This is a genomic window from Chitinophaga niastensis (genome assembly GCF_003014755.1).
GTDB lineage: Bacteria > Bacteroidota > Bacteroidia > Chitinophagales > Chitinophagaceae > Chitinophaga > Chitinophaga niastensis.
This window is the reverse complement of sequence record NZ_PYAW01000002.1, coordinates 388,273-413,914: the sequence shown is the minus strand read 5'-3', so window position 1 is coordinate 413,914 and position 25,642 is coordinate 388,273. Positions and strand designations below refer to the sequence as shown.

22 protein-coding genes and 6 tRNA genes are annotated in these 25,642 nt (G+C 42.9%); 3 read left to right on the top strand and 25 right to left on the bottom strand.

The window, feature by feature from the left end:
- Positions 1-3: 3 nt before the first annotated feature.
- From CLV51_RS10315 to CLV51_RS10300, 4 genes are all read right to left on the bottom strand, one after another.
- Positions 4-609: a DUF4254 domain-containing protein gene (locus tag CLV51_RS10315; RefSeq protein WP_106527953.1), complete on the bottom strand. Its 606-nt coding sequence runs from the start codon at positions 607-609 to the stop codon at positions 4-6.
- Between the two features lie 635 nt (positions 610-1,244).
- On the bottom strand, positions 1,245-2,669 hold the full coding sequence (locus CLV51_RS10310; RefSeq protein ID WP_106527952.1) for an APC family permease: 1,425 nt from the start codon (positions 2,667-2,669) through the stop codon (positions 1,245-1,247).
- A 78-nt stretch (positions 2,670-2,747) separates the two neighbouring features.
- A complete protein-coding gene (locus CLV51_RS10305) occupies positions 2,748-3,359 on the bottom strand; it encodes an OmpH/Skp family outer membrane protein (protein WP_106527951.1) in 612 nt (203 codons plus the stop codon).
- 233 nt (positions 3,360-3,592) lie between these two features.
- Complete coding sequence (locus CLV51_RS10300) at positions 3,593-4,288, bottom strand: DUF4397 domain-containing protein (RefSeq protein ID WP_106527950.1); 696 nt, start codon at positions 4,286-4,288, stop codon at positions 3,593-3,595.
- A 133-nt stretch (positions 4,289-4,421) separates the two neighbouring features.
- Here CLV51_RS10300 and CLV51_RS10295 point away from each other — a divergent pair, with 133 nt between their 5' ends.
- Entirely contained in the window at positions 4,422-5,021 is a 600-nt protein-coding gene (locus CLV51_RS10295; protein ID WP_106527949.1) for a hypothetical protein, read from the top strand.
- 135 nt (positions 5,022-5,156) lie between these two features.
- Here the strand turns inward: CLV51_RS10295 and rpoC are convergent, their stop codons facing one another.
- From rpoC to CLV51_RS10195, 20 genes are all read right to left on the bottom strand, one after another.
- Complete coding sequence (rpoC, locus tag CLV51_RS10290) at positions 5,157-9,452, bottom strand: DNA-directed RNA polymerase subunit beta' (protein WP_106527948.1); 4,296 nt, start codon at positions 9,450-9,452, stop codon at positions 5,157-5,159.
- Between the two features lie 129 nt (positions 9,453-9,581).
- Positions 9,582-13,391 (bottom strand): DNA-directed RNA polymerase subunit beta, encoded by a 3,810-nt coding sequence (rpoB, locus tag CLV51_RS10285; protein WP_106527947.1) that lies wholly within the window; start codon positions 13,389-13,391, stop codon positions 9,582-9,584.
- Positions 13,392-13,612: 221 nt separating this feature from the next.
- Positions 13,613-13,984: a 50S ribosomal protein L7/L12 gene (gene rplL, locus CLV51_RS10280; protein ID WP_106527946.1), complete on the bottom strand. Its 372-nt coding sequence runs from the start codon at positions 13,982-13,984 to the stop codon at positions 13,613-13,615.
- 136 nt (positions 13,985-14,120) lie between these two features.
- Positions 14,121-14,648: a 50S ribosomal protein L10 gene (gene rplJ, locus CLV51_RS10275; RefSeq protein WP_106527945.1), complete on the bottom strand. Its 528-nt coding sequence runs from the start codon at positions 14,646-14,648 to the stop codon at positions 14,121-14,123.
- A gap of 58 nt (positions 14,649-14,706) precedes the next feature.
- On the bottom strand, positions 14,707-15,396 hold the full coding sequence (rplA, locus tag CLV51_RS10270; RefSeq protein WP_106527944.1) for a 50S ribosomal protein L1: 690 nt from the start codon (positions 15,394-15,396) through the stop codon (positions 14,707-14,709).
- A gap of 44 nt (positions 15,397-15,440) precedes the next feature.
- Positions 15,441-15,884 carry a 50S ribosomal protein L11 gene (rplK, locus tag CLV51_RS10265; RefSeq protein WP_106527943.1) on the bottom strand — a complete coding sequence of 148 codons (444 nt, stop codon included), beginning with the start codon at positions 15,882-15,884 and terminating at the stop codon, positions 15,441-15,443.
- A gap of 417 nt (positions 15,885-16,301) precedes the next feature.
- Complete coding sequence (nusG, locus tag CLV51_RS10260) at positions 16,302-16,868, bottom strand: transcription termination/antitermination protein NusG (protein WP_106527942.1); 567 nt, start codon at positions 16,866-16,868, stop codon at positions 16,302-16,304.
- Positions 16,869-17,069: a preprotein translocase subunit SecE gene (secE, locus tag CLV51_RS10255; RefSeq protein WP_106527941.1), complete on the bottom strand. Its 201-nt coding sequence runs from the start codon at positions 17,067-17,069 to the stop codon at positions 16,869-16,871.
- Positions 17,070-17,179: 110 nt separating this feature from the next.
- Positions 17,180-17,250: transfer RNA gene (locus CLV51_RS10250), tRNA-Trp, on the bottom strand.
- A 101-nt stretch (positions 17,251-17,351) separates the two neighbouring features.
- Positions 17,352-18,539, bottom strand: a complete 1,188-nt coding sequence (tuf, locus tag CLV51_RS10245) for an elongation factor Tu (protein WP_106527940.1) — start codon at positions 18,537-18,539, stop codon at positions 17,352-17,354.
- Positions 18,540-18,611: 72 nt separating this feature from the next.
- A tRNA-Lys gene (locus tag CLV51_RS10240) sits at positions 18,612-18,686 on the bottom strand.
- Between the two features lie 113 nt (positions 18,687-18,799).
- Positions 18,800-18,871: transfer RNA gene (locus tag CLV51_RS10235), tRNA-Thr, on the bottom strand.
- A gap of 22 nt (positions 18,872-18,893) precedes the next feature.
- Positions 18,894-18,966: transfer RNA gene (locus CLV51_RS10230), tRNA-Gly, on the bottom strand.
- A gap of 191 nt (positions 18,967-19,157) precedes the next feature.
- Positions 19,158-19,242 (bottom strand) — tRNA-Tyr (locus CLV51_RS10225).
- A gap of 85 nt (positions 19,243-19,327) precedes the next feature.
- A tRNA-Thr gene (locus CLV51_RS10220) sits at positions 19,328-19,401 on the bottom strand.
- 234 nt (positions 19,402-19,635) lie between these two features.
- Positions 19,636-19,935 carry a ribosome hibernation-promoting factor, HPF/YfiA family gene (hpf, locus tag CLV51_RS10215; RefSeq protein ID WP_106527939.1) on the bottom strand — a complete coding sequence of 100 codons (300 nt, stop codon included), beginning with the start codon at positions 19,933-19,935 and terminating at the stop codon, positions 19,636-19,638.
- A gap of 161 nt (positions 19,936-20,096) precedes the next feature.
- Positions 20,097-21,035 (bottom strand): tyrosine-type recombinase/integrase, encoded by a 939-nt coding sequence (locus CLV51_RS10210; protein WP_245898676.1) that lies wholly within the window; start codon positions 21,033-21,035, stop codon positions 20,097-20,099.
- Positions 21,036-21,125: 90 nt separating this feature from the next.
- On the bottom strand, positions 21,126-21,323 hold the full coding sequence (gene rpsU / locus CLV51_RS10205) for a 30S ribosomal protein S21 (protein WP_079470678.1): 198 nt from the start codon (positions 21,321-21,323) through the stop codon (positions 21,126-21,128).
- A gap of 70 nt (positions 21,324-21,393) precedes the next feature.
- Entirely contained in the window at positions 21,394-21,720 is a 327-nt protein-coding gene (locus CLV51_RS10200) for a cupin domain-containing protein (protein ID WP_106527937.1), read from the bottom strand.
- Positions 21,721-21,982: 262 nt separating this feature from the next.
- Positions 21,983-22,738, bottom strand: a complete 756-nt coding sequence (locus tag CLV51_RS10195) for an XRE family transcriptional regulator (protein ID WP_106527936.1) — start codon at positions 22,736-22,738, stop codon at positions 21,983-21,985.
- Between the two features lie 108 nt (positions 22,739-22,846).
- Between CLV51_RS10195 and CLV51_RS10190 the strand changes: the two genes are divergently transcribed.
- Entirely contained in the window at positions 22,847-23,302 is a 456-nt protein-coding gene (locus CLV51_RS10190) for a hypothetical protein (RefSeq protein WP_106527935.1), read from the top strand.
- Between the two features lie 99 nt (positions 23,303-23,401).
- Here CLV51_RS10190 and CLV51_RS10185 read toward each other — a convergent pair whose 3' ends face one another.
- Positions 23,402-24,079 (bottom strand): SdpI family protein, encoded by a 678-nt coding sequence (locus tag CLV51_RS10185; protein ID WP_106527934.1) that lies wholly within the window; start codon positions 24,077-24,079, stop codon positions 23,402-23,404.
- A 315-nt stretch (positions 24,080-24,394) separates the two neighbouring features.
- Between CLV51_RS10185 and dinB the strand changes: the two genes are divergently transcribed.
- Entirely contained in the window at positions 24,395-25,609 is a 1,215-nt protein-coding gene (dinB, locus tag CLV51_RS10180) for a DNA polymerase IV (protein ID WP_106527933.1), read from the top strand.
- The last annotated feature ends 33 nt before the right edge of the window (positions 25,610-25,642 follow it).

Below are 25,642 nucleotides of genomic sequence, written 5' to 3'. Positions count from 1 at the left end.
GGTTTATTTTTCGCCCTTGTATAAAACAGGATTCAAAGAAGGATCATTATACATCTTCATCTGCTTATATACTTTCATCACTTTTTTACCGGCTGCAATATCGGCCAGCAGCGTTTCTATAGCAGTGCTCAGGTCTTTTTGCTGTTCCAGTAAAATGTTCAGTTTAAGCTGACAGGCCGCCCGATGCTCCGGGGTAGCGTCCGCACGTGTTGCTTCTTCCTGCATGTGGAAAATCTTCAGCGCAAGGATAGATAAACGATCTATGGCCCAGGCAGGACTTTCGGTATTAATACTGACATCTGCCGAAGGCTTTACTGTATTATATTTTTCCAGAAAATAGCTGTCAATATATTCCACCACATCCGTACGTTCCTGGTTGGAGCGGTCTATCCAACGCTTAATACCCAATGCTTCCATAGGATCAATTTTAGGATCCCGGATAATATCCTCCAGGTGCCACTGCACCGTGTCTATCCAGTTTTTCAGGAATAGCAAATGCGCTATGCTGCTTTTCTCATAAGGATTGGAGATGGCCTGATGCACATCATTTTCCCGGTGGTAATCCAGGATACTCTGATTAAATATCTTATTGCACAGTTGTGTAAACATGGCGCAAAAATAAGTAAACCCATATCAATAAAGTAAAAATCTCTCATGTATTAAAACAAAGAAGCGCATGGTGGAAACCATACGCTTATTGTAAAAGATTGTCATGTGAATGTTCGAGAATGCAAATCGTGTAGGCTTGTAATGGTTATCTTGGGGTTGAGATGCCGTCAAGGTTTACCACCTGATGATTTTATACTCTATAAAATGATGTAATCATAACATCATATGTTGGCAATAATATTTTTATTGGTAATTGATTGCTTGAATTGTAGAATTATATAACTCACTTGAATGGCTAAACGTTTTGAGGGTTTCTAAAATTTTTTAATCGCTGACAAAGTATTTCTAGTCACAAATTACAGCCGGATCACAGACTTTAATATTCGTAAACAAATGCGGTCTCTTACCGCTATAGTAACGTATTAATTCCTTGGCTAAGTTGACAAATATCCTTGTGTTATACTACTCAAATATTAAACGGGTTTTCTAAAAAATCAGGGTCAAATTTCACTTGTGTATGTTCGGATGTCTTGATGCAAATTAAGCGGGGCCACTGCAGTATAGATTGCAGTGGCCCCGTTTTTTTATACAACGTTTGTGTGAATTCGTCGATTTTTTTGTCCGTTTTAGCTGAACTATGCCTTCGGCTGCCTCGCCATAGCAATATAGTACAGCGGAATACCCAGTAAAATGATGCCCAAACCAGGTAATGTATAGTTACTTTCAAAGATCAGGAGCAGTGTTGCCAGCGACAATGCCACAATAATGTAAATCATTGGCAATACAGGATAACCAAAGGCTTTGTAAGGCCTTTCTATCTCCGGACGTTTTTTTCTTAAGATGAAAATCCCCAGAATGGTGAGCACATAAAATATCAACACCCCAAATATCACCAGTGCCAGCAAGTCGTTATACCTGCCCGTTAAACATAACATAGACGCCCAGGCGCATTGTATCCATAAACCATAAGCAGGCACGCTGTTTTTGTTCAGCTCCCCTGCTTTTTTGAAGAACAACTTATCTTCTGCCATCGTGTAATAAATACGTGCACCGGATAAGATCAGGCCGTTATTACAGCCAAAAGTGGAGATCATGATCATCACTGCAATAATATAGGCGCCGGAAGCCCCAAAGATCTTTGCCGCAGCCGCCACACCTACCCTGTCATTTGCCGCAAAGGCAATGTCGTGTAAAGGCAGTACAGCCAGGTACATCAGGTTACAGCTCACATAAATGATGGTCACAATCAGGGTACCCAGGAAAAGAGAACGACCGATATTCTTTGCAGGGTTCTTGATTTCGCCGGCAATGAAAGTAACATTGTTCCAGGCATCACTGGAAAACAATGACCCCTTCATAGATACCGCTATGGCGCCAAATAGTGCCAATCCCGCCAATGCGGAGGTAATCACCTCTCCATTCACCATATTTACAGCAGAAGCATCCCAGGCATGTTGCCAGTTGGCATGCCAGATCTCCTGTTTTGCACCCAGTAAAAACCCGAAAATAATCAGGCCGAATAAAGACAACAGCTTGGCCAGCGTAAACACCGTTTGTATCACCTTACCATGCTGTACACCACGTGTATTGATTAACGTTAGTAATACAATAGAAATGATGGCTACTATCTGTGCCGCAGAAATCTGTACAATACCCGCATCCAGCAATATATTTTTTTCACTGAAAGCCGGTATAAGATAGGCAGTGAATTTGGCAAAAGCCACTGCCACTGCCGCAATGGTACCCGTTTGGATAACACCGAACTGCGTCCAGCCAAATAAAAATGCGATAAAAGGATTGTAAGCCTCCCGGAGATATACATATTGCCCGCCGGCTTTGGGAAACATACCGGACAATTCTCCGTAACTGAGTGCGGCAATCAGTGTAACGATGCCTGCGAGCACCCACATAGCTGTGATCCAGCCTGCGCCGCCCACACTACGCGCAATTTCAGCGGTTACAATAAAAATCCCGGAGCCAATCATGGAACCGGCTACTATCATGGTGGCGTCCAGCAAACCCAGGCTGGGTTTGAACGATTTAGGTTGGTTGATATCCATATTATTATTTATAAAAAATCCCGGCTCACAAATGGAACCGGGACTATAAGGTAGAAAAAAATTTCAAGGTTTATATGCTTATTTAGCCGACACCCCACCTTTCTCATTCATACCCTTAGTAACTTCCGCAGTTACATCATAAGCAGGATCCTTATAAAGGATGTTGCTGGCAGCACTACGGTAAGAGAATATAAAGGCAAAACGTTTGTCAGCATTGAAAGATTTCAGGAAATCATCCAGCTTTTTCTGTAGCTCTTCATTAAATTTAGTTTCCTGCTCAGTATAAGAAGCACGCAGGTTCTGAGCTTCCTGTTCCAGCTGTTGCTGTTTGGTCATCAGGCTACGTTGAGCTACTTCACCCTGCTCCTGTGTAAGCGTAGATGCTTTACGTTGCAGATCTTCGTATTCAGCCTGTAATGCACGGGCCTTGCCTTTCAGCTGATTGTCCATCTGCTGCTGTTTCTGTTCCAGCAGTCCTCTTTTCTCTTTAAAATACTCAAAATGCGCTTCCAGTGAATCCAGGTCTACGTAAGCAATTTTGAAACTGGCTGCAGCCGGGGTACTATTGGTAGCTGTGGGAGTGGTGGCAGGTGTGCTGCTACCAGCTTTATTTCCCTGGCAAGACATAAATAAAGCGGCTGCTGATACTGCTAATAATCCTTTTGTCACGAATTGTTTACGAGTGCGCATGTTTAATAGGTGGATTGCTCCTTTTAGTACATTTTAAAAATGGAAGGGCTAAAATAAGGTTTTTAGCGGATTTTCAAATTTGATTTATGATTTTTAGCTCGGTTTTAACTAATATTATTTCTTCCCTTTCTACAACAACATTCCCTTCATAATAACATGCTAATTATTTATTTACATAAAAAAGAGCTAACGTAAATGTATATACGTTAGCTCTTTTATGATGCCAGCCGGCATCAATTATGTTGTATAGTGAATATCTTAAAGTTAAGAGAATCCAGCGGATAACGGGTGGTAACAAGGGTATACACCTTCCCGGCTTGTGTGGAAAGATGATACTGCTGCAGCACTTTTGTAGAATCTGTCCATCTAAAATTCAGCTTGGTATAATTGCTGTCCCCATATACAGTCGCAAATGGCGTTAAGGCAGTGAAAGTAATCCCCCTGAAAAAGCGTGGAAAAGTATCAGAATATACATCGATGCCCAACACCGATCTGTTAGGGGTAAAAGCCTGACTGAGGTCCACTACCCTGAATTTGGCCGTACCTGCTCCCGGAGATGACAGGTCATCTTCTGTTATCCTCAGCGCCAGTTGTAATCCGGTGCTGTCTGCACCCAAGTAAGCAGAATAAAAACGTTTATTACGCAGATTGATCTGCCCACCATACATCAGGTTATTGGGAGTACGGGTATCATATATATAAAGGTTATAATTCTGTGCCCTGAACTGTTTATAGCCGGTTCCAACGCCATAACCCACGTTAGTGGCTACTGGTAACGAATCCAGCAATATATTAAATTGCGCATTGCCCGGCACAGCATTAAAGAACATAAAGTTCGATTGGGTAACAGGGATAGAACTATCACTGTTCTTTTTACAGGCAGCCAGCAAAGCCAATACTATAATAACTGGAAGAATCAGTTGTTTCATGAAATCCGGTACGTTTTACAAACCCAAAAATAGGTTTTAATTACTTTTTAATTATCCCCATTAAACAAATATTCTCTTCGCCCGTCTATTCATTACAAACAATTTATTTATCATATAATAAAACAACGAGCACATGAAACTTACAACTATCCTTCTACCCGTCATCGTTTTAGGCCTTTCTTCATTATCTGCTAACGCCCAGCAACACGTCAAACACGACCGTGCAGACATTCACCATGATCGTAAAGACATTCAGCATGATCGTAAAGATATCCAACACGACAACGGGAAGATAAACAACACCAAAAAAGATATTCAGCAGGATCGCAACGATGTAAAAAAAGATAACAACGACATCAATCATGATAAAAAAGATGCCAACAACGATCGTAAAGATCTTCATCATGACTACAGCGACGTATCAAAAGACAAACAAGACATCGCAAAAGACATAAAGAACGGTGATAAAGCAGACCTGGCAAAAGACAAGGCAGATCTGAAAAATGATCGCAAGGATATTAATCACGATAGAAAAGATCTGAATCATGATAATAAAGATCTAAGCGCAGATAGAAAAGACAGGAACCGCGACAATAAAGACGTTCAACAGGATAAACGCCAGTTGAACCGGGAAAGAAAAGACAAACAACATGATGTAAAGGATTTACAGCACGATAAAAAAGATCTGCAACACGATAAAAAAGACGTTCAACAAGATGCTGGCAAGCAATAATTTTTTTGACGTGAGATTACTTTAAGAACAGAAACGGGATCGCAATTATTTGCGATCCTTTTTTATTTGATACAAAACAAAAAGCCCTTCTGTTTACACAGAAGGGCTTTTATATCTTGAAGATGCTTTACAGCACTATTCTTCTTCATCAAACTGGAACACTTCTTTAGAAGATGCCAGGATATCGTATTCTTCTTTAGAACCTACGATCATGTTTTCAAACTCACGTAAACCAGTACCTGCAGGGATCAGATGACCTGTGATCACATTCTCCTTCAGACCCATCATATCATCGGTCTTACCGTTGATAGCTGCCTGTGACAGTACTTTGGTGGTTTCCTGGAACGAAGCAGCAGAGATCCAGCTGCGGGTACCCAAAGACGCTTTGGTAATACCTTGCAACAGCGGGCTGGATGTAGCCGGACTTGCATCACGGAATTCAACCAGTTTCTTATCTGAACGACGTAACAGTGAGTTTTCTTCACGAACCTGACGCAGTGTAACTATCTGACCTGGTTTCAGGTTAGTAGATTCGCCTGCTTCCGTTACAACCTTCTTATCGTAGATCATATCGTTTTCTTCGAAGAACTCAAATTTATCTTCGGTATCACCTTCGAGGAAGCGGGTGTCTCCGGGATCCTCAATGTTAACCTTACGCATCATCTGGCGAACAATCACCTCAATGTGCTTATCGTTGATCTTCACACCCTGTAAACGGTATACTTCCTGGATTTCATTTACCAGGTATTCCTGTACGGCAAACGGTCCTTTAATGGACAGGATATCCGCCGGAGTAGTAGAACCATCAGACAGGGAAGTACCGGCTTTCACAAAGTCACCGTCCTGTACCAGGATATGACGTGTTAAAGGCACCAGGTATTTCTTGATCTGACCTTCACGGCTTTCGATAATGATTTCGCGGTTACCACGTTTAATGTTACCAAATGCTACCACACCATCAATTTCAGAAACGATAGCAGGGTTGCTTGGGTTACGGGCTTCAAACAGCTCGGTTACACGTGGCAGACCACCCGTGATATCCCGCAGTTTACCGATAACACGTGGGATCTTCACGATTACCTGACCGGATCTAACCTTGTCACCTTCAGTGATCACGATATGAGAACCAACCGGTAAGTTGTATGATTTCACCTCTTTGTTACCTTCTACCAGGATAGACGGAATCTTATTTTTATCTTTTGTTTCAATTACTACTTTCTCACGGTGACCTGTTTGTTCATCCGCTTCTTCACGGAAGGTGATACCTTCTATGATGCTATCGAAACGAATAGTACCAGGTATTTCAGACACGATCACGGCATTGAACGGATCCCATGTGCAGATCAAATCACCTTTCGCAACTTTCTGTCCGTCTTTTACCAGTAAGGTAGAACCGTAAGGAATGTTGTTGGTTACCAGCAAACGGTCGTTCTTCACATCCATGATACGCAGCTCACCTGTACGGCCAATAACGATCTGTACTTTTTCACCCTGGTTATTTTCATAGGTGGTTGTACGCAAACCATCAAACTGTACGGTACCATCAAACTTAGCTGGCATACCGGATTCAACGGAAGTAGAACCGGCCACACCACCCACGTGGAAGGTACGCAGTGTCAACTGTGTACCAGGCTCACCGATAGACTGCGCAGCGATGATACCTACAGCATCACCTCTTTGTGCAGTATAACCGCTCGCCAGGTTTTTACCATAGCATCTCACACACACACCACGACGGCTTTCGCAAGTCAGTACGGAGCGGATTTCTACAGCTTCAATAGAACTTTCTTCAATTATGTGTCCGATCTCTTCTGTGATCTGTTGACCAGCAGCAACAATCAGTTCTTCACTGATAGGATCGTATACATCATGCAGAGAAGTACGGCCAAGGATACGATCGTATAATGTTTCGATCACTTCCTCGTTATCTTTCAACGCTGAAGTTGCAATACCACGGAGAGTGCCGCAATCTTCTTCGTTAATTACCACATCCTGCGCAACGTCTACCAGACGACGGGTCAGATAACCCGCATCTGCTGTTTTCAACGCCGTATCCGCAAGACCCTTACGGGCACCGTGCGTAGAGATGAAGTATTCCAATACGTTCAAACCATCCTTAAAGTTGGACAATACCGGGTTTTCAATGATCTCAGAACCGGTAGATCCACTCTTACGCGGCTTGGCCATCAGACCTCTGATACCAGCCAGCTGTTTGATCTGCTGCTTGGAACCACGCGCACCGGAATCCAACATCATATATACAGAGTTGAACCCTTGCTTGTCGGCCGCCAGCTCACGGATCAGTGTTTCTGTTACCTTCGTATCCACACGTGACCAGATATCAATGATCTGGTTATAGCGCTCGTTGTTGGTAATCAGACCCATATTATAGTTCTCCCAAACTTCTTCTACTTCACCGGCCGCACCATCAATCATGTCCTGCTTAACATCCGGAATGATCAGGTCATTAATGTTAAATGACAGACCACCGCGGAACGCCATGCGGAAACCTAATTGTTTGATGTCATCCAGGAACTTCGCAGTCTTTGGAATGTCAGTTGCTTTGATGATATCACCAATGATTTCACGCAGTGATTTCTTGGTCAGCAGGGCATTTACATAACCGGCCGCTTTAGGAACGTGCTGATTAAACAGTACGCGGCCTACAGTGGTTTCGATCAGTTTTCTTTCCAGGCTACCATCTGCATTTCTTACATCAGCTTTTACACGGATGTGTGCGTGCAGATCAATACGATCTTCATTCAGTGCGATGATTACTTCTTCAGCAGAATAGAAAGCTTTACCTTCTCCTCTTACTACTACGCCATCCATCGTTTTCTTACCCTTGGTAATGTAATACAAACCAAGAACCATGTCCTGTGAAGGCAGGGTGATTGGCGTACCATTCTGCGGGTTAAGGATGTTATGAGATGACAGCATCAAAAGTTGGGCTTCCAGAACAGCAGCATTGCTTAACGGTACGTGTACCGCCATCTGGTCACCATCGAAATCCGCGTTAAACGCAGAACACACGAGTGGGTGCAACTGAATCGCTTTACCTTCCACCAGTTTAGGCTGGAAAGCCTGAATGGACAAACGGTGAAGGGTCGGAGCACGGTTTAACATAACCGGGTGACCTTTCAATACGTTTTCCAGGATATCCCAAACCACCGCTTCTTTACGATCTACCAGCTTCTTAGCTGATTTCACGGTTTTAACGATGCCTCTTTCAATCAGTTTACGGATAATGAACGGTTTAAACAGCTCAGCCGCCATGTCTTTAGGTAAACCACACTCATGCAGTTTCAGTTCAGGACCTACCACGATAACAGAACGACCGGAGTAATCCACACGTTTACCTAACAAGTTTTGACGGAAACGACCTTGCTTACCTTTCAGTACATCTGACAGTGATTTCAGCGCACGACCACCTTCCGCTTTCACCGCATTGGATTTACGGGAATTGTCGAACAGGGAATCTACCGCTTCCTGCAGCATACGTTTTTCGTTACGCAGGATCACCTCAGGTGCCTTAATTTCGATCAAACGTTTCAGGCGATTGTTACGGATGATCACCCTGCGGTAAAGATCGTTCAGGTCAGAAGACGCGAAACGGCCACCATCCAAAGGAACTAACGGACGCAGTTCCGGAGGTACCACAGGAATATATTGCATCACCATCCATTCAGGACGGTTTTCTACACGACCGTTAGCTTCACGGAAAGCTTCCACTACACTCAAACGTTTCAGCGCTTCCGCTTTACGTTGCTGGGAAGTTTCAGTAGCAGCCTGGTTACGCAGCTGATAGGAAAGACTGTCCAGATCAATACGGGCCAGCATCATTTCTACCGCTTCAGCACCCATCTTGGCAATAAACTTGTTGGGATCTTCATCCGGCAACAGCTGATTGTCTTTTGGTAAGGTATCCAGGATATCCAGATATTCTTCTTCAGTGAGCAAATCACCATAGTTCATACCTTTCTCCTGCTTCATACCTGCCTGAATAATTACGTATCTCTCGTAATAAACGATGGTTTCCAGTTTTTTGGAAGACATTCCCAACAGGTAACCGATCTTATTTGGCAAGGATTTGAAATACCATATGTGTACAACGGGAACCACTAAACGAATATGGCCCATTCTTTCGCGACGTACTTTCTTCTCCGTTACTTCAACACCGCAACGATCGCACACAATACCCTTATAACGGATACGCTTATACTTTCCGCAATAACATTCGTAATCCTTTACAGGCCCGAATATTCTTTCGCAGAATAAACCATCACGTTCCGGCTTGTAAGTACGGTAGTTGATAGTTTCTGGTTTCAGCACTTCACCGTATGAACGCTCCAGGATAACATCCGGAGAAGCCAGACTGATGGTAATGCTATTAAAATTTGATTTAGGACGATTTTCTTTTTTGATAGCCATCTGTAATTAGCTTTTAGCGGTTAGCCGTTAGTTATTAGCTATTGGCAAAATTAGTTTGAGACGAGATGAAATTTAATCTTGTAAACCATTAGCTGTTAGCTAAATGCTAACAACTAATGGCTAATAGCTTTAGTCAAATTTCAGATCCAGACCCAGACCACGCAATTCATGGATCAATACGTTGAAGGATTCAGGCACACCCGCTTTAGGTATGTTGTCACCTTTCACGATAGATTCATATGCTTTGGCACGACCCACGATATCATCAGATTTAATTGTAAGCAGTTCCTGCAGGATATTGGATGCACCGTATGCTTCAAGTGCCCATACCTCCATCTCACCAAAACGCTGACCACCAAACTGTGCTTTACCACCCAATGGTTGTTGTGTGATCAAGCTGTACGGTCCGATTGAACGGGCGTGCATCTTATCATCCACCATGTGGCTCAGTTTAAGCATATAGATAACACCTACGGTTGCTTTCTGGTGGAAACGATCTCCCGTTTCACCATCATGCAGGTAAGCGTGACCAAAACTAGGTAATCCTGCTTCCTTGATATAATCAGCAATTTCATCTGTAGTAGCACCGTCAAAGATCGGAGTAGCAAAACGTACACCCAGTTTCAGACCAGCCCAACCTAATACGGTTTCGTAGATCTGTCCAAGGTTCATACGGGAAGGTACCCCAAGTGGGTTCAGTACGATATCCAGTGGTGTACCATCAGACAAGAAAGGCATGTCTTCATCACGCACAATCTTGGCAACGATACCCTTGTTACCGTGACGTCCCGCCATCTTATCACCCACTTTCAACTTACGCTTGCTGGCCAGGTAAACCTTCGCCAGTTTCAGTACGCCCGCTGGCAGCTCATCACCAATAGAGATGTTGAACTTCTCACGTTTGTAACGACCCAGCTCTTCGTTGAACTTGATGTTATAGTTATGCAACAGGGTATTGATCTGATCGTTTACCACCTCGTCTGTAGTCCAGCCCAGTGGGTTCACGTTCATGAAATCAACATTTACCAGGTTCTTCGGAGAGAACTTGGAACCCTTAGAGATCAGTACTTCACCGTAAGTGTTGGTAATACCCTGAGAGGTTTTATCCTTCAGTAATACCAGCAACTTGCTCATCAACACTTCCAGCACATCTTCCGCATTCTTCTGGTGAATTTTCTCCAGTTTCTCGATAGCTGCTTTCTCGCGGGTTTTAGAATTCTTATCTTTCTTAGCGCGGCTAAACAGTTTTTTGTCGATCACCACACCTTCTGTTGACGGAGGCGCTTTCAGAGAAGCATCTTTCGCATCAGAAGCCTTATCACCGAAGATCGCTCTTAACAGTTTTTCTTCAGGAGAAGGATCAGACTCACCACGTGGTGTGATTTTACCGATCAGGATATCCCCTTCTTTAATGTGCGCACCAACACGGATGATACCGTTCTGGTCGAGGTCTTTTGTAGCCTCTTCGCTCACGTTAGGAATATCTGGTGTCAGTTCTTCTTCACCCAGTTTAGTATCACGTACTTCCAGTTCGTATTCATCGATGTGGATAGATGTAAACAGATCCTCACGTGCAACACGCTCAGAGATTACGATCGCATCCTCAAAGTTGTAACCTTTCCATGGCATGAACGCTACCTTCAGGTTGCGTCCCAGTGCCAGTTCACCACCGCGGGTAGCATAACCTTCTGTGAGGAAGTCGCCGTCCTTAACACGCTGGCCTTTCTTCACGCAAGGTCTCAGGTTAATACAGGTGCTCTGGTTGGTTTTAACGAATTTGGTCAGTGTGTAAACGATCAGATCGTCTTCAAAGCTCACCAGTTTCTGCATTTCATCACGCTCGTAACGAACATGAATTTCATTTGCATCCACAAATTCGATCACACCATTACCATCAGCAGTAATCTGCAAACGGGAGTCACGCGCAGCTTTACCTTCCAAACCAGTACCAACGATAGGCACTTCAGGGTTCAGCAAAGGCACCGCCTGACGTTGCATGTTTGATCCCATCAACGCACGGTTGGCATCATCGTGTTCCAGGAACGGAATCAGCGAAGCACTCAAACCTACGATCTGGTTAGGCGCCACGTCCATGAATTCCACATCTTCTCTGTCGAGAATCGGGAAGTCACCGGTTTCGCGGGATTTTACTTTTTCGTTTAAGAAATGTCCTTTTTCATCCAGTGGGGCGTTCGCCTGTGCAATCTTCACAGAATCTTCTTCTTCAGCACTCAGGAACTCCACTTTATGCATATCCACTTTACCATCTCTTACTTTACGGTAAGGTGTTTCAATGAAGCCCATTTCATTCACCTTAGCGTGTACGCAAAGGGTAGAAATCAGACCGATGTTTGGTCCTTCCGGTGTTTCAATGGTACACAAACGGCCATAGTGGCTATAGTGAACGTCACGTACCTCAAAGCCTGCTCTTTCACGACTCAAACCGCCGGGTCCGAGTGCGGAGATACGACGTTTGTGGGTGATTTCAGACAGTGGGTTCGTTTGATCCAGGAACTGCGACAACTGGGAAGTACCGAAGAAGGAGTTGATTACGGAAGACAGCGTCCTCGCATTAATCAGATCCACCGGAGTAAATACCTCATTGTCACGTACGTTCATTCTTTCACGGATGGTACGGGCCATACGTGCCAAACCAACACCAAACTGAGCATATAACTGCTCGCCTACAGTACGGACACGACGGTTACTTAAGTGATCAATATCATCGATCTCCGCTTTACCGTTGGTCAGTTGTACCAGGTACTTGATGATGGAAATGATGTCATCCTTCGTTAACACTTTCATGTCTAACGGCGTAGGAAGACCTAATTTTCTGTTGATCTTATAACGACCAACGTCCCCGAGATCATAACGCTTGTCGGAGAAGAATAATTTATCGATGATACCCCTTGCCGTTTCATCATCCGGCGCATCCGCACCGCGCAGTTGGCGGTAGATGTGCTGAACAGCTTCCAGCTCGGAGTTAGATGTATCCTTATTTAATGTATTGTAGATGATGGAGAAATCGCCGCTCACCTCTTCTTTCTGTACGAAAACGCTTTTCAGGCCCATGTCTACGATGGTCTCGATATTCGCTTCATCCAGAATGCTATCACGCTCCAGCATAATTTCATTACGCTCGATGCTCACCACCTCACCGGTATCTTCATCCACAAAGTCTTCTACCCAGCTTCTTAAAACACGGGCAGCCAGCTTTTTGCCGGCATATTTATCAAGACTCTTTTTGTCTGCTTTTACTTCATCTGCCATGCCAAACAGCTGCAGGATATCCTTATCTGTTTCATAGCCGATGGCACGTAACAGAGTGGTAACCGGAAACTTCTTCTTACGGTCGATGTAAGCGTACATCACGTTGTTGATGTCCGTTGCAAACTCCATCCATGCACCCTTGAATGGGATCACCCTTGCAGAGTAGATCTTGGTTCCATTCGGATGTACAGATTGACCAAAGAAAACACCAGGTGAACGATGCAGTTGTGATACAACTACGCGCTCAGCACCATTAATAACGAAAGTACCTCTTGGAGTCATGTAAGGAATGTTACCTAAGAACACATCCTGAACAATCGTCTGGAAATCCACATGCTCCTCGTCATTACAGCTGAGACGAAGTTTAGCCTTCAACGGTACGGAATAAGTAAGCCCACGCTCAATACATTCCTCGATAGTATAACGTGGAGGATCCACGAAATAATCCAGGAATTCCAGATTAAAGATATTTCTGGTATCTGTAATCGGGAAGTTCTCTTTAAATACTTTAAAAAGGCCTTCGTTATTCCGCTTGTCTGGTGTGGTTTCTAATTGGAAGAAATCCTTGAAAGATTGGATTTGGATAGCCAACAGATCCGGTGTCTCAGTAACTTGTTTGATCTTTCCAAAATTTACTCTTTCGTTTGTTTGGGCTTTTTTTAGAGACATATTCGAAGTTAGCAGTTATATGACTTGTAAGAATTAGGGAAATTAAGATTTCTTTGCCAATACCATCCTAATTTATTTATGCCTTCTGCACATTGTCAAAGTCACCTTATTTAGTGATTCCCCATTTTGACTCTCTGAAAAAGACACTTTCCCAAAGGGAATAAGGCCAAAAGTGCAAAAGCACTTTTGACCTTGTAAAAGATGTATACTTAAGCAAAGAATTACTGAATTTCAACATCAGCACCAGCTTCAGTCAGCTTAGCTTTCAGGTCTTCTGCCTCAGCTTTGCTTACGCCTTCTTTGATAGATTTTGGCGCACCGTCAACCAGTTCTTTCGCTTCTTTCAGACCTAAGCCGGTCAGATCTTTAACGATCTTTACAACATTCAGTTTGCTTGCTCCAGCAGCTTTCAGAACTACGTTGAATGCGGTTTTTTCTTCAACAGCAGCAGCTTCGCCACCACCTGCAGAAACTACAACTGCAGCAGCAGCTGGTTCGATACCATATTCAGATTTCAGTACATCTGCGAGTTCCTGTACTTCCTTAACAGTTAAACCTACTAATTGTTCAGCTAATGCTTTTACGTCTGCCATTTTATAATGTTTTAATGTAATGTTTGTAATGTTTGTTAATTATATTGTGACTTGGAAGCCAAATTTTTGAGAGCACTTAGCGGTTAGCTTTTAGCAGTTAGTTAAACTAAAAGCTAATGGCCAAAGGCTAAAAGCTTTATTCTGCTGCTGGTGCTTCCACTGCAGCTTCTTCTTTCTTGCCTTTTTCCAGCAAAGCAGCGATAACGCGTTTTGCAGGAGATTGCAACAGACCGATAACTTCGCCAATGAGCTCGTTCTTGGTCTTGATGTTAGTCAGCGCTACTAACTGGTTGTCGCCTACATATATTTCATCAGCTACAAATGCAGCTTTCAATACAGGTTTTTCCAGTTTGTTGTTCGCTTTACGGAAAGAGGAGATGATCAAAGCCGGCTCTTTCGGGCTGTCAGAGAACATCAGGGCAGTTACACCACTCAGGGCATCAAAAACACCAGCATATTTTTCGCTATCCAGTGATTCCAATGCTTTGCGGATCAGGGTGTTTTTAGCCACCTTCATTTCCACTTTCTTATCAAAGCAAATCTTTCTTAAATCATTCACCTGCGCAACACTTAATGACTCAGTGTTGGTGATGTAAAAGTTGCTATATTGAGCGAACTTGCTTTTCAACAGTTCGATCGCTTCAGATTTTTGATCTTTATTCATATTAAAACGTTTGTAGCAAGCCCCATCTTTACAGATAACGGCTACAACTCGTGATCAATTAGTTTTGAACAGTTTTAGTGTCGATTACGATACCAGGACTCATAGTGCTTGCCATAGACAGACCTTTCAGGTATACGCCTTTTGCAGTAGCTGGTTTCAGCCTGATAATAGCATTGATCAGCTCCAGAGAATTCTGTTCAATTTTATCGGAAGCAAAAGATACACGACCGATAGAAGCATGGATGATACCAGCTTTATCAACCTTGAAGGTAATTTTACCACCTTTTACTTCATTCACTGCAGCTGCTACATCGTTAGTAACGGTACCAGTCTTAGGGTTCGGCATCAGGTTACGTGGACCTAAGATCTTACCCAGTTTACCGATTTTCGGCATTACAGCAGGAGTAGCTACGATTACATCGATATCAGTCCAGCCAGCTTCGATCTTCTGGATAAATTCATCCAGACCAACGAAATCAGCACCCGCTTCTCTTGCAGAAGCTTCTTTATCTGGTGTGCAAAGCACCAAAACTTTTTTAGTTTTACCAGTACCGTGCGGAAGCGTAACGGAACCACGGATAGCCTGGTCAGCTTTCTTAGGATCAACGCCTAAGCGGATATGTAAATCGACAGAACTGTCGAATTTAGTACAGTTAATATCTTTAACTAAGTTAGAAGCTTCTTTCAGGCTGTACACTTTGTTTTTGTCCAGCTTAGCTTCAGCGACTTTTCTCTTTTTAGTTGCCATTTGTCAAAATGATTTTAAGATCCTGCCTCAACAGGGTGAAACAATTAGTTTTCCCAAGGGGCTTTACCATCAACAGTAATACCCATGCTACGTGCAGTACCGGCAACCATTTTCATAGCGCTGTCCATTGTGAAGCAATTCAGGTCAGCCATTTTATCTTGTGCGATAGCTTCTACCTGATTCCAGGAAACTTTACCCACCTTGTTACGGTTTGGTTCTTTGGAACCACTTTGCAATTTAGCAGCTTCCAGCAACTGTACAGCAGCAGGAGGAGTCTTAATTACGAAGTCGAAAGATTTGTCGGTGTAAACAGTCAGCAACACAGGCAATACTTTACCCATTTTATCCTGGGTACGGGCATTGAATTGTTTGCAGAACTCCATGATGTTCACACCTTTGGAACCCAGTGCGGGACCAATTGGAGGTGCAGGGTTGGCCTGGCCGCCTTTAACCTGCAATTTCACGTACGTTGAAATCTCTTTTGCCATGTTTTTTGATTTAATTTGGTTAAACGCCCGCTGCAAAACAGAGGACTCCCAAAACTAAAAGGAACTAAAATAACCTTTTAAAGGGGATGCAAAGGTATATATTATTATGAAATTGTCAAAAAGTATTTGAAATTGGGCATCCTTTTTGCTCTGGATCATCTTTTTTTTACAAATTCATTGCATTTCCCGGAAATTTTCCTTATTATTCGGAGTACGCAAAGGTACATCTAAAATACAAGTTTCTTACATAATGCTTTCTGAAACAGCCTTCCTGCCCTGATCTATTTAATAATAAAAGCGTACTCCTCCTTTATCTCCGGCCATCAGGCCATGTTTCATACATAATGCAATAAGGAATAAAATGAAAAAGAACCATTCTGAAGATCAGAACGGTTCTTACAAAAAATTTATAACGGCTTACGAAAGTTTCTCTACCTGCATGAAATTCAGCTCTACCGGGGTAGCACGACCAAAGATCTTTACAGTTACTTTCAGTTTTTTCTTGTCTTCAATTACTTCTTCGATCACACCGTTAAAGTCGTTGAACGGACCATCAATGATCTTAATGGTTTCGCCAACAATGAAAGGCTCGCTCATGGTCATTCCCTGATCGCTCAGTTCATCCACCTTACCTAACATTTTGTTTACTTCAACTTTACGGAGTGCGATAGGTTTATCTTTTCCGAGGAAGTGAATAACACCGGATACATTACGTATAGCCTGTATTACTTCATCAGTCATTTTACCGTCAACGGCTTCAATCATCACATAACCGGGGTAGAAGTTTTTCTCGCGCATCACCTTTTTACCAGCCACCACTTTATAAACTTTCTCTACCGGCAGGAAAATCTGGCTGATTACGTTACCCCAATCAGAGCGGCGCACTTCAATATCCAGGTATTCCTTCACTTTTTTTTCCTTGCCACTAACAACGCGGAGTACATACCACTTTGTTTCCTGAGCAGGAATATTGGCTGCATCCATTTATTTAGCTTTGAATATTTCGTAATAGTGTGTTAACACGAAGTTGGAAGCGGCATCCATGCCCCAAACCAGCGCAGTAACAAAAATTGTTGCTATCAGCACAATCATGGTAGATGACTGGAGCTCTTGCCAGGTAGGCCAGGACACCTTGTAAACCAATTCATGATAAGACTCGCGGAAGTAGTTTCTGATCTTATTCATTATATAAAGTTAACTTTTTATGGTCAATTGTTTAAAGCCTAAAAAATGGTTGAGTTGTTTTATTTTGTAAAAAACAACAATTCAACCATTTAATTATTTATTCAACCTTGCACGGGTACTAGGATTCGAACCCAGATCAAAGGTTTTGGAGACCCGTATGCTACCGTTGCACCATACCCGTGTATAAAGCCATTAGCTTAAGCTTTCAGCAGTCAGCAAATATATTAATAAAAGCTGATTTTTAATGGCCAAAGCTAATGGCTTTTAATATTATATAGCTGCTTATTTCAGAATTTCAGTAACCTGACCAGCACCTACTGTACGACCACCCTCACGGATAGCGAACTTCAGACCTTTATCCATTGCGATTGGTTGGATCAGTTTAACCTGCAGACCAACATTATCACCTGGCATAACCATTTCAACACCAGCTGGTAATTCAACTTCACCTGTTACGTCAGTAGTACGGAAGTAGAACTGAGGACGGTATTTGTTGAAGAACGGAGTGTGACGGCCACCTTCTTCTTTGCTCAGTACGTATACTTCACATTTGAATTCAGTGTGCGGAGTGATGGTACCTGGCTGACAGATAACCATACCACGACGGATCTGAGTCTTTTCAATACCACGCAGCAACAGACCAGCGTTATCACCTGCTTCACCAGCGTCGAGCAATTTCTTGAACATTTCAACACCAGTACAAGTAGATTTCAGTGGTTCGTCCAGCAGACCTACGATCTCAACGTTCTCACCAACTTTGATGCGACCGCGTTCGATACGACCAGTTGCTACAGTACCACGACCTGTGATAGAGAATACATCCTCTACAGACATCAGGAACGGTTGATCAACCGGACGTGGAGGCAGTGGAATGTAAGAATCTACAGCGTCCATCAGTTGGTCGATAGCAGCCACCCATTTTTCGTCACCAGCGAGAGCGCCAGTTGCAGAACCCTGGATTACAGGAACGTTATCACCATCAAAACCGTTAGAAGACAGCAGATCACGAATTTCGATTTCTACCAGTTCCAGCAGTTCAGGATCGTCTACCAGATCAACTTTGTTCATGAATACCACGATACGAGGTACACCTACCTGGCGAGCCAGCAGGATGTGCTCTCTTGTTTGCGGCATAGGACCATCTGTAGCTGCCACCACGAGGATAGCACCGTCCATCTGAGCAGCACCGGTGATCATATTCTTCACATAATCCGCGTGACCAGGACAGTCAACGTGAGCGTAGTGACGAGCAACTGTCGAATACTCAACGTGAGCTGTATTGATAGTAATACCTCTTTCTTTTTCTTCAGGAGCAGCATCGATCTCATCATATCCTCTCTTCTCTGCCAGACCTTTATTTGCCAAAATCATGGTAATGGCAGCAGTCAAAGTAGTTTTACCATGATCCACGTGGCCGATGGTACCAATGTTTACGTGGGGTTTATCCCGCTTGAAGGTTTCTTTTGCCATTGTATTTTCTTTTTAGATGGTTTGTAAAGATTGTATTGATAGTTGTTTTTTAAAAACGGTTTTACAAACTTGTACCGTTGATGAGAATTGAACTCATGCCCTTCCCCTAAATAAAAATGGGTTGCTCATCCATTGAGCTACAACGCTAAGTTTTAATTTCGGAGTGCGGAATTTACAAATTCGAATTCCGAAATTCGAATTTTATGGAGTTTGTTGATGCGATATAACTACTCACGACAACTATTCTTCTAAAATTCTTGAGCTGTTGATGAGAATTGAACTCACGACCTCTTCCTTACCAAGGAAGTGCTCTACCCCTGAGCTACAACAGCTTGAAAAATTGCATTTAATACGAGCGGGAGACGAGGTTCGAACCCGCGACCTACAGCTTGGAAGGCTGTCGCTCTACCAACTGAGCTACTCCCGCATGTTTAATTCATTAAGCTTCCAGAAACAATACTGAAACTTTCCACTTAAGAATTATCAGAATAAAAATAAGAACTTAAAAGGCTGTTGTACCACAGGGCTAGGGTAATCTGCTAAAACTTCTGAATTACTCACCTCCTCTCAACAACTATGTTCCGCCTCTGCGAAGGGCAAAAGCGGAACACGCTGTTTTGGTGGGCAGGATAGGATTCGAACCTATGAAGACGTAGTCAGCGGATTTACAGTCCGCCCCATTTGGCCGCTCTGGAACCTGCCCTAACATTTTTTGATTTCCTGATATTGTTATTTTGAGATCCAAATATGCAATACCTGCATCTCAAAACAACAAATCTAAATCGATGAGCCAGCAGAGGGATTCGAACCCCCGACCCACTGATTACAAATCAGTAGCTCTGGCCAACTGAGCTATGCTGGCATCTTTCAAAAAACATTCTCTCAAAAAGTAACTCGTTGAAAGAGAGCGCAAAATTAAGAGATTTTTTCAATTCTCAAAATCTTTTTTTCAGTTTGTTACAAATATTTAAAAATTTATTTGTTTCCCCTAAAACGCCCTACCATAAAGAACTTTGCTACCTTTACCGACCCTCTTTTTGAATCGGGATGGCAAAGGTAGCAAAGAGATTAATATTTCCAAAATTATTTTAGAAAATTATTGAAATTTCTTTTCCTTCTGCTTTTTAACCTGGCTAACAAGGGAGTCAAAAGCTAAGTCAAAGGACTCTTCGAACGACTTGGATTCGTGCTTCACAAAGAGATCCTGGCGGGGTATTCGTACTCTTATCTCGGCTATTTTATCTTTGACCTGATGCGCAAAATTGTCCAACTTGAGAAATACATCTACACTGACAATACGATCATAAAAAGTGTTGAGTTTTTGAATTTTTTTGTTCACGTGATCAATCAATTTTGAATCAGCATCAAAATGCACAGTTTGGATTTGTACGTTCATAGCACTATTTTTTTAAATATTTAACAATCTAGGTTCTAGTTCGTAAACTACGGTCATAGGCATTCTCGTTTAGTGTGAAAGAACTTGATTACTAATATAGTCACTTTTGCAATGCAATACTATTTCAGCGCGTAATATTTTGTTAAAAGGCCCAAATACTACTACGCCTTTGGGTGCGCCTGTTTATAAACCTTCTTCAACTGCTCTATCGTATTATGCGTGTAAACCTGTGTGGCCGCGAGACTGGAGTGCCCCAACAATTCTTTGATAGCATTCAGGTCTGCTCCATTGTTAGCCAGATGAGTAGCAAAAGTGTGACGCAAAATATGCGGGCTTTTCTTTTTTAAAGTAGTGATTTGATGTTCAGTGAGGTATTTGCGCACCGTTAAGTACACATATTTTGGATACAAACGTTGTCCGCTATGCGGGTGTACCAGCAATACGCCCCCTTCAAATTCTTCCAGGTTACTGCGCTTCTGGTCCATATAGCTGCTTATTTGGGCACTCAGCTCCGCACTAATGGGGATAATCCGTTCCTTCCCACCCTTACCCATTACTTTTATAGACAGGTTACTCTTGTCTACCCTGAATTCCAGTAAAGAGATCAGTTCCGACAGCCGGATGCCCGTCTGGTAAAAGATTTCGAAGATGAGACGATGTGTGGCGCCTTCAAAATCGTCTGCAAATATGTGGAGCGACGTAACAGATACCGGACTTACGTTGTCCTCAATGGCACGCATACCCTTTTCCTCAATGTATCCGGGCAGTCGCCGGCTTATCTTGGGCGCAATTACTTTGATCATGGGCGATTGTTTGATCAGCCCCTGTCGCAGACAATATTTGAAAAAGGATTTTAGTGTGGAGATTTTCCGGTTTACACTTTTGGCCGTCATGGCGTCTTCCATTAGCCTGGATAACCAGCTGCGGATCATTACATGCGTAAGATCTTCAACAGGCATGCTGCTGTAACTAAGGGTAACATAGTCTATAAACTGGAAGAGATCATTGCGATAGGCCGTACAGGTATGTCCTGAGTATCGCTTTTCGAGCTGAATATAGGAGATAAACCGCTCTGCTAAGGAATATAATGGTTCGTTCAACGCAAAAAGATTGATGATTGTAAAGTTATCAAATAACCTTACAATCATCAAATATTTTGAGTCGTAATTAGCTAATTGCTAAATACAATATTAATCTTCAAATTTACCGGTAGCCAACTGTTGCTTGTAAACGGCTTTCAACACCTGGTTACGACGTTTAACAGAAGGTTTAGTAAAAGACTGGCGCGTTCTCAGCTGCAATAATATGCGAGCTTTCTCAAATTTCTTTTTATACTTTTTAAGCGCCTTGTCTATGTTTTCGCAATCTTTAGAATCAATGATCAACATAATTTTTGCCTCTTATTTTTAGGATCGCAAAGATAAAACAAGATTTCAGAAAAACAAAATACAGTGCCAATTATTCTTTCTCTCCTCCTTCCTGACCATAGAATATCACCCATAATAACAGGTCGGGAGTAAAGTTTCGGAAGTGGTGTTCCGCGCCAGCAGGGACAAACAGGAAATCTCCCATCCCTACTGTCACAATTTTATCTTCCATTACAAATTCTCCGCCTCCACGCATAACCAGGTAAATCTCATCCTGAATATGTGGTTCCTGTGCATCCAGCTCATCCGGACCGAATATAATTCCCCGCATGGAACCGTGTTCAAACAATACTGCAAAGTCGTCGTCGCTTTTCTGCAGTTGTCTTAATGCCTCGGTAAGAGTAACATGAAACCTCATCCTGATGATTGATTTACGTGTCTGAGATACCCTAAATTAGCGTTTTTACAGTTAATGGACAACAACCACCCATAACGAGTAGTGAATGGCGTACAATGGCTATAAACAGGTAATGGGTAGGGGGAATCTCATTAAACATTGCGAATAAAGAATGACGCAATGAGCAGTTAAGGGGTTAATTACATATAGCAAATGATGATTGACGGCCCGAAGCGCCCCGCTTATAACCGTCAATCATCATTTATCATATAAATATGTGCTATTAGTCCTTCAGCTTCTTCTTCAACAGGCTTACCTGGTCCTGCAGGTGACTCACCATGTCTGCCAGGTGGTTCACACTCATACGGCTTTGCTGGCCGGCTTTACTGATAACCGCGTCTGACTGCCATAATTCCAGCACTTCTTCCATTTCTACGCCGTAGGGTTCAAACTGTGGATTATCTGACACAAGTGTGATCTTAGCCTTCGTGCGGTTGTTTTTGAGGATACGTTTAAAAACAATACCCTCCCGGGAAGTAATCACCACGTAGGTTTCATTGTTCTTTATTTCCTCCCAGCCATCTACCTTATGGCAAACAATAACAGACCCGGAAGTAACCGGTAGCATGGAGTCTCCGGCAATTTCAAAAGCACGGTAATCACCTGCGCCCAGCATAGGCAGTGTAAACGTATTTAACTCTTCAATAAATTCCTCATCATTATAGCCGGCGAGATAACCCGCAGCAGCTTTTACCGGCACAAACTGGATAGCAGACTGGCGGGCGCTTCCCAGCTTTAGCTGGCGGCGCTTTTCAAGGAAATTATCTTTCTGGGAGCCAAGATCACGACGGAGCAGATCATCAATAGATACCCGGAACATGTCACTGACCTGTTCCAGTATTTCTGTACGTGGCTCTGCGCGTTCTTCCTCATATGCACCCAGCAGGGAACGTTTGATACCGAGTTTATCGGCAAACTCTTGCTGCGTCCAGGCTTTTTGCTTACGCAGATATTTCAAATTCTGGCATACTACGGACATAACCTAAATAATTTAGTACCTTGCTAACAAAATTAGCAAATATTTTTATGAATTAAAAAATATATTCGTGTTGCTTCCTTATTTTTGCCCGGTAAAATCCAACTCGATATGAACGATTTCGTAATACATGTTCACTCAATTTTAAGATGGGCAATAGTACTGACAGGGATCTGGGCAGTTATCCGCGCATTAAAAGGCGTTACCGGCAAAACACCATTTACCGGTGCAGATAGTAAGGCAGGACTTTTTTTTATGATCTTTTGTGATCTGCAGTTACTCGTAGGTCTTATCCTTTTGTTTATCAGCCCCCTGGCAAAAGCCGGGATGTCTGATATGGCGGCGGCGATGAAGAATCCGACATTAAGATTCTTTACAGTGGAACATGAATTCATGGCGGTTATTGCCATTGCACTGGTGCACATTGGTAAATCCAAAGTAAAGAAAGCTGCTACTGATGCGCAAAAACACAAACTGGCGCTGATATTTTTCGGTATTGCACTCGTACTGATATTTGTACTTATTCCATGGCCTTTCCGCGAAGCGTTGGGTAAAGGATGGTTTTAAATAAAACATTTAGCTATTAGCTAAAAACCAATGGCGGCCCTTTTAGTGCCGCCATTTTTTTTATGTATTGATTGACCACTGAATAAGCTAAACTCCGGGTTAACCTTTATCCTTATTATACAACCGGAACGAATAAATATAAGGCAATGCTGCCAACACTATGGCCACAAAGAAGATGATGAAAACCCCTGTTATCAGCGATAGAAAAAAGCCCGCTACGATAATCACCGCGCCCGCACTGATCCATAAATTACTGGCCATACGATGCGTTTCTGTCCATACTTCACTGCTCTGAAGGGTCCATGGCGTTCTTACCCCTACATAGTTATTGGGTTTAAGTTTGCGGAGATAATAACCAATACCAACAATCAACAACCCTACTCCAACAAACGCCCAATGCTCCATTACAAAAGGTTGCCCCTTACTTACCATAAAGATGATGATACAGGTAAATACAGCCTGGTAGGAATGAATCAGAAAACGGATACGGTAATATTCCTTGTTCAGCTCCGCTTCTGTTGAGGCTGGTACTACCTGTGTTTCATCCACTTTGGGGATATAACGAAACAGAAAATAGATCAGGGCATTGGTGAAGAACAGAAAGATCATCAGCAACAGGAAGTCGCTCTTAGCCCCCACCCGCTCAGGTACACCCGTTGCATTAAAATTTGTTGGAATAACGGCTGGTAAATAATTCCAGATAATGGCCAAATATACCATTGGAACAAGCAACAAAGCCAGGATAAGTAATTCTTTGGTATAATCCGGTTGTTTCATGGGGAAGATAGTTTAAATGTAATCGCTCACTAATTCCCTTTTCAATTCATTTCCATTCTCTTATCTACTACAGATTGTATGCCCGATATGTTGTGTTAAAGTTACGAAAATTGAAAAAGAGATAAATCAACATAAAAATTGCTAAATTTATTAGTAATACTAAATTTATTAGTACCTTAGTAGTCGAAAAGCAAAGTGATTCCGGCTGGCAGACCCTGCTGCTTACTATCCTGCCTACGCCCGGCCTGCCATCCGTATCGCTTTTATACCGGCTTGTTTGTTCCGTCCTTTGTTTATCCATAAACCAACGTATTTATGATTGCTTTACAACAGCGTACTATTGCGCATTTTGACCTGGATTGTTTTTTTGTGTCAGTGGAATGCCAGCAGGATAGCGGATTGAAAGGCAAACCGCTACTCGTGGGCGGCAGCAGCGATCGTGCGGTGGTAGCCGCCTGTAGCTATGAGGCCAGGCGCTATGGTATTCATTCCGCTATGCCTATGAAAACGGCACTGCGGCTTTGTCCACATGCTATTGTGCGCAGCGGCGACATGGACAAGTACAGCGAGAAGTCACGGGAAGTAACCGATATCATTGCCAGTAAAGCTCCTCTGTATGAAAAATCATCCATCGATGAATTCTATCTCGATCTGTCCGGCATGGATAAATATTTTGGTTCGCTGAAATGGACGTCCGAGCTGAGAAAGGCCATCATGAAAGAATCCGGGTTGCCTATTTCATTTGGACTGGCCTCTAATAAACTGATTTCCAAAGTGGCCACAGATGAAGCCAAACCCAACGGACAACTGGAAATACTCTTTGGTGAAGAGAAATCATTTTTAGCGCCGCTGGCCGTAGAAAAGATCCCGATGGTAGGTCGTGAAACCGGGGCGCTCCTAAGACGCCGGGGCGTGGAAACCGTGAAAACACTCAGTGAAGTGCCCATCTCCCTGCTGGAAGCATGGATGGGAAAAAACGGTATTGCTCTCTGGAAAAAAGCCAATGGCATCGACGAATCACCCGTAGTGCCTTTCTATGAACAAAAATCCATCTCTACTGAAAGTACTTTTCCGACAGATACCATTGATATGGAATTTCTCCATGCAGAACTGGTGCGTATGACAGAAAAAATAGCTTTTGAACTACGACAACAAAACAAACTTACCGGCTGCGTTATTTTAAAACTCCGCTATTCAGATTTTGAAACCGTTACCAAACAGATGTCCATTCCCTATTCCTGTTCCGACCATGTGCTGCTGGAAAAAGCGAAAGAACTGTTTAAAAAACTATATGACCGCCGGTTGCTGGTACGCCTGATAGGTGTGCGTTTCAGCCATCTCGTACAAGGCAATTACCAGATCAGCATTTTCGACGACAGCCAGGAAATGATTGCCCTGTATCAGGCCATTGACCAGATCAAAAACCGCTTTGGCTGGGAATACCTGATGAAAGGCACCAATGTAATACCTCCTGACAGAAAGGGCCGCGAAGCACCTAAAAAGGATATCATGCCTTATTTTAAAGTATAGTATTCATAGCAACGGCTATTACCAGCAAATGCC

Coding starts and splice junctions, on each gene's coding strand:
- dinB (WP_106527933.1), top strand. CDS start 24,395: ATGATTGCTTTACAACAGCGTACTATTGCGCATTTTGACCTGGATTGT.
- CLV51_RS10315 (WP_106527953.1), bottom strand. CDS start 609: ATGTTTACACAACTGTGCAATAAGATATTTAATCAGAGTATCCTGGAT.
- CLV51_RS10305 (WP_106527951.1), bottom strand. CDS start 3,359: ATGCGCACTCGTAAACAATTCGTGACAAAAGGATTATTAGCAGTATCA.
- rplJ (WP_106527945.1), bottom strand. CDS start 14,648: ATGAATAAAGATCAAAAATCTGAAGCGATCGAACTGTTGAAAAGCAAG.
- CLV51_RS10190 (WP_106527935.1), top strand. CDS start 22,847: ATGAACGATTTCGTAATACATGTTCACTCAATTTTAAGATGGGCAATA.
- rplA (WP_106527944.1), bottom strand. CDS start 15,396: ATGGCAACTAAAAAGAGAAAAGTCGCTGAAGCTAAGCTGGACAAAAAC.
- rpoC (WP_106527948.1), bottom strand. CDS start 9,452: ATGGCTATCAAAAAAGAAAATCGTCCTAAATCAAATTTTAATAGCATT.
- secE (WP_106527941.1), bottom strand. CDS start 17,069: ATGAATAAGATCAGAAACTACTTCCGCGAGTCTTATCATGAATTGGTT.
- nusG (WP_106527942.1), bottom strand. CDS start 16,868: ATGGATGCAGCCAATATTCCTGCTCAGGAAACAAAGTGGTATGTACTC.
- hpf (WP_106527939.1), bottom strand. CDS start 19,935: ATGAACGTACAAATCCAAACTGTGCATTTTGATGCTGATTCAAAATTG.
- CLV51_RS10300 (WP_106527950.1), bottom strand. CDS start 4,288: ATGAAACAACTGATTCTTCCAGTTATTATAGTATTGGCTTTGCTGGCT.
- rplL (WP_106527946.1), bottom strand. CDS start 13,984: ATGGCAGACGTAAAAGCATTAGCTGAACAATTAGTAGGTTTAACTGTT.
- rplK (WP_106527943.1), bottom strand. CDS start 15,884: ATGGCAAAAGAGATTTCAACGTACGTGAAATTGCAGGTTAAAGGCGGC.
- CLV51_RS10185 (WP_106527934.1), bottom strand. CDS start 24,079: ATGAAACAACCGGATTATACCAAAGAATTACTTATCCTGGCTTTGTTG.
- CLV51_RS10200 (WP_106527937.1), bottom strand. CDS start 21,720: ATGAGGTTTCATGTTACTCTTACCGAGGCATTAAGACAACTGCAGAAA.
- tuf (WP_106527940.1), bottom strand. CDS start 18,539: ATGGCAAAAGAAACCTTCAAGCGGGATAAACCCCACGTAAACATTGGT.
- CLV51_RS10310 (WP_106527952.1), bottom strand. CDS start 2,669: ATGGATATCAACCAACCTAAATCGTTCAAACCCAGCCTGGGTTTGCTG.
- CLV51_RS10195 (WP_106527936.1), bottom strand. CDS start 22,738: ATGTCCGTAGTATGCCAGAATTTGAAATATCTGCGTAAGCAAAAAGCC.
- CLV51_RS10295 (WP_106527949.1), top strand. CDS start 4,422: ATGAAACTTACAACTATCCTTCTACCCGTCATCGTTTTAGGCCTTTCT.
- rpsU (WP_079470678.1), bottom strand. CDS start 21,323: ATGTTGATCATTGATTCTAAAGATTGCGAAAACATAGACAAGGCGCTT.
- rpoB (WP_106527947.1), bottom strand. CDS start 13,391: ATGTCTCTAAAAAAAGCCCAAACAAACGAAAGAGTAAATTTTGGAAAG.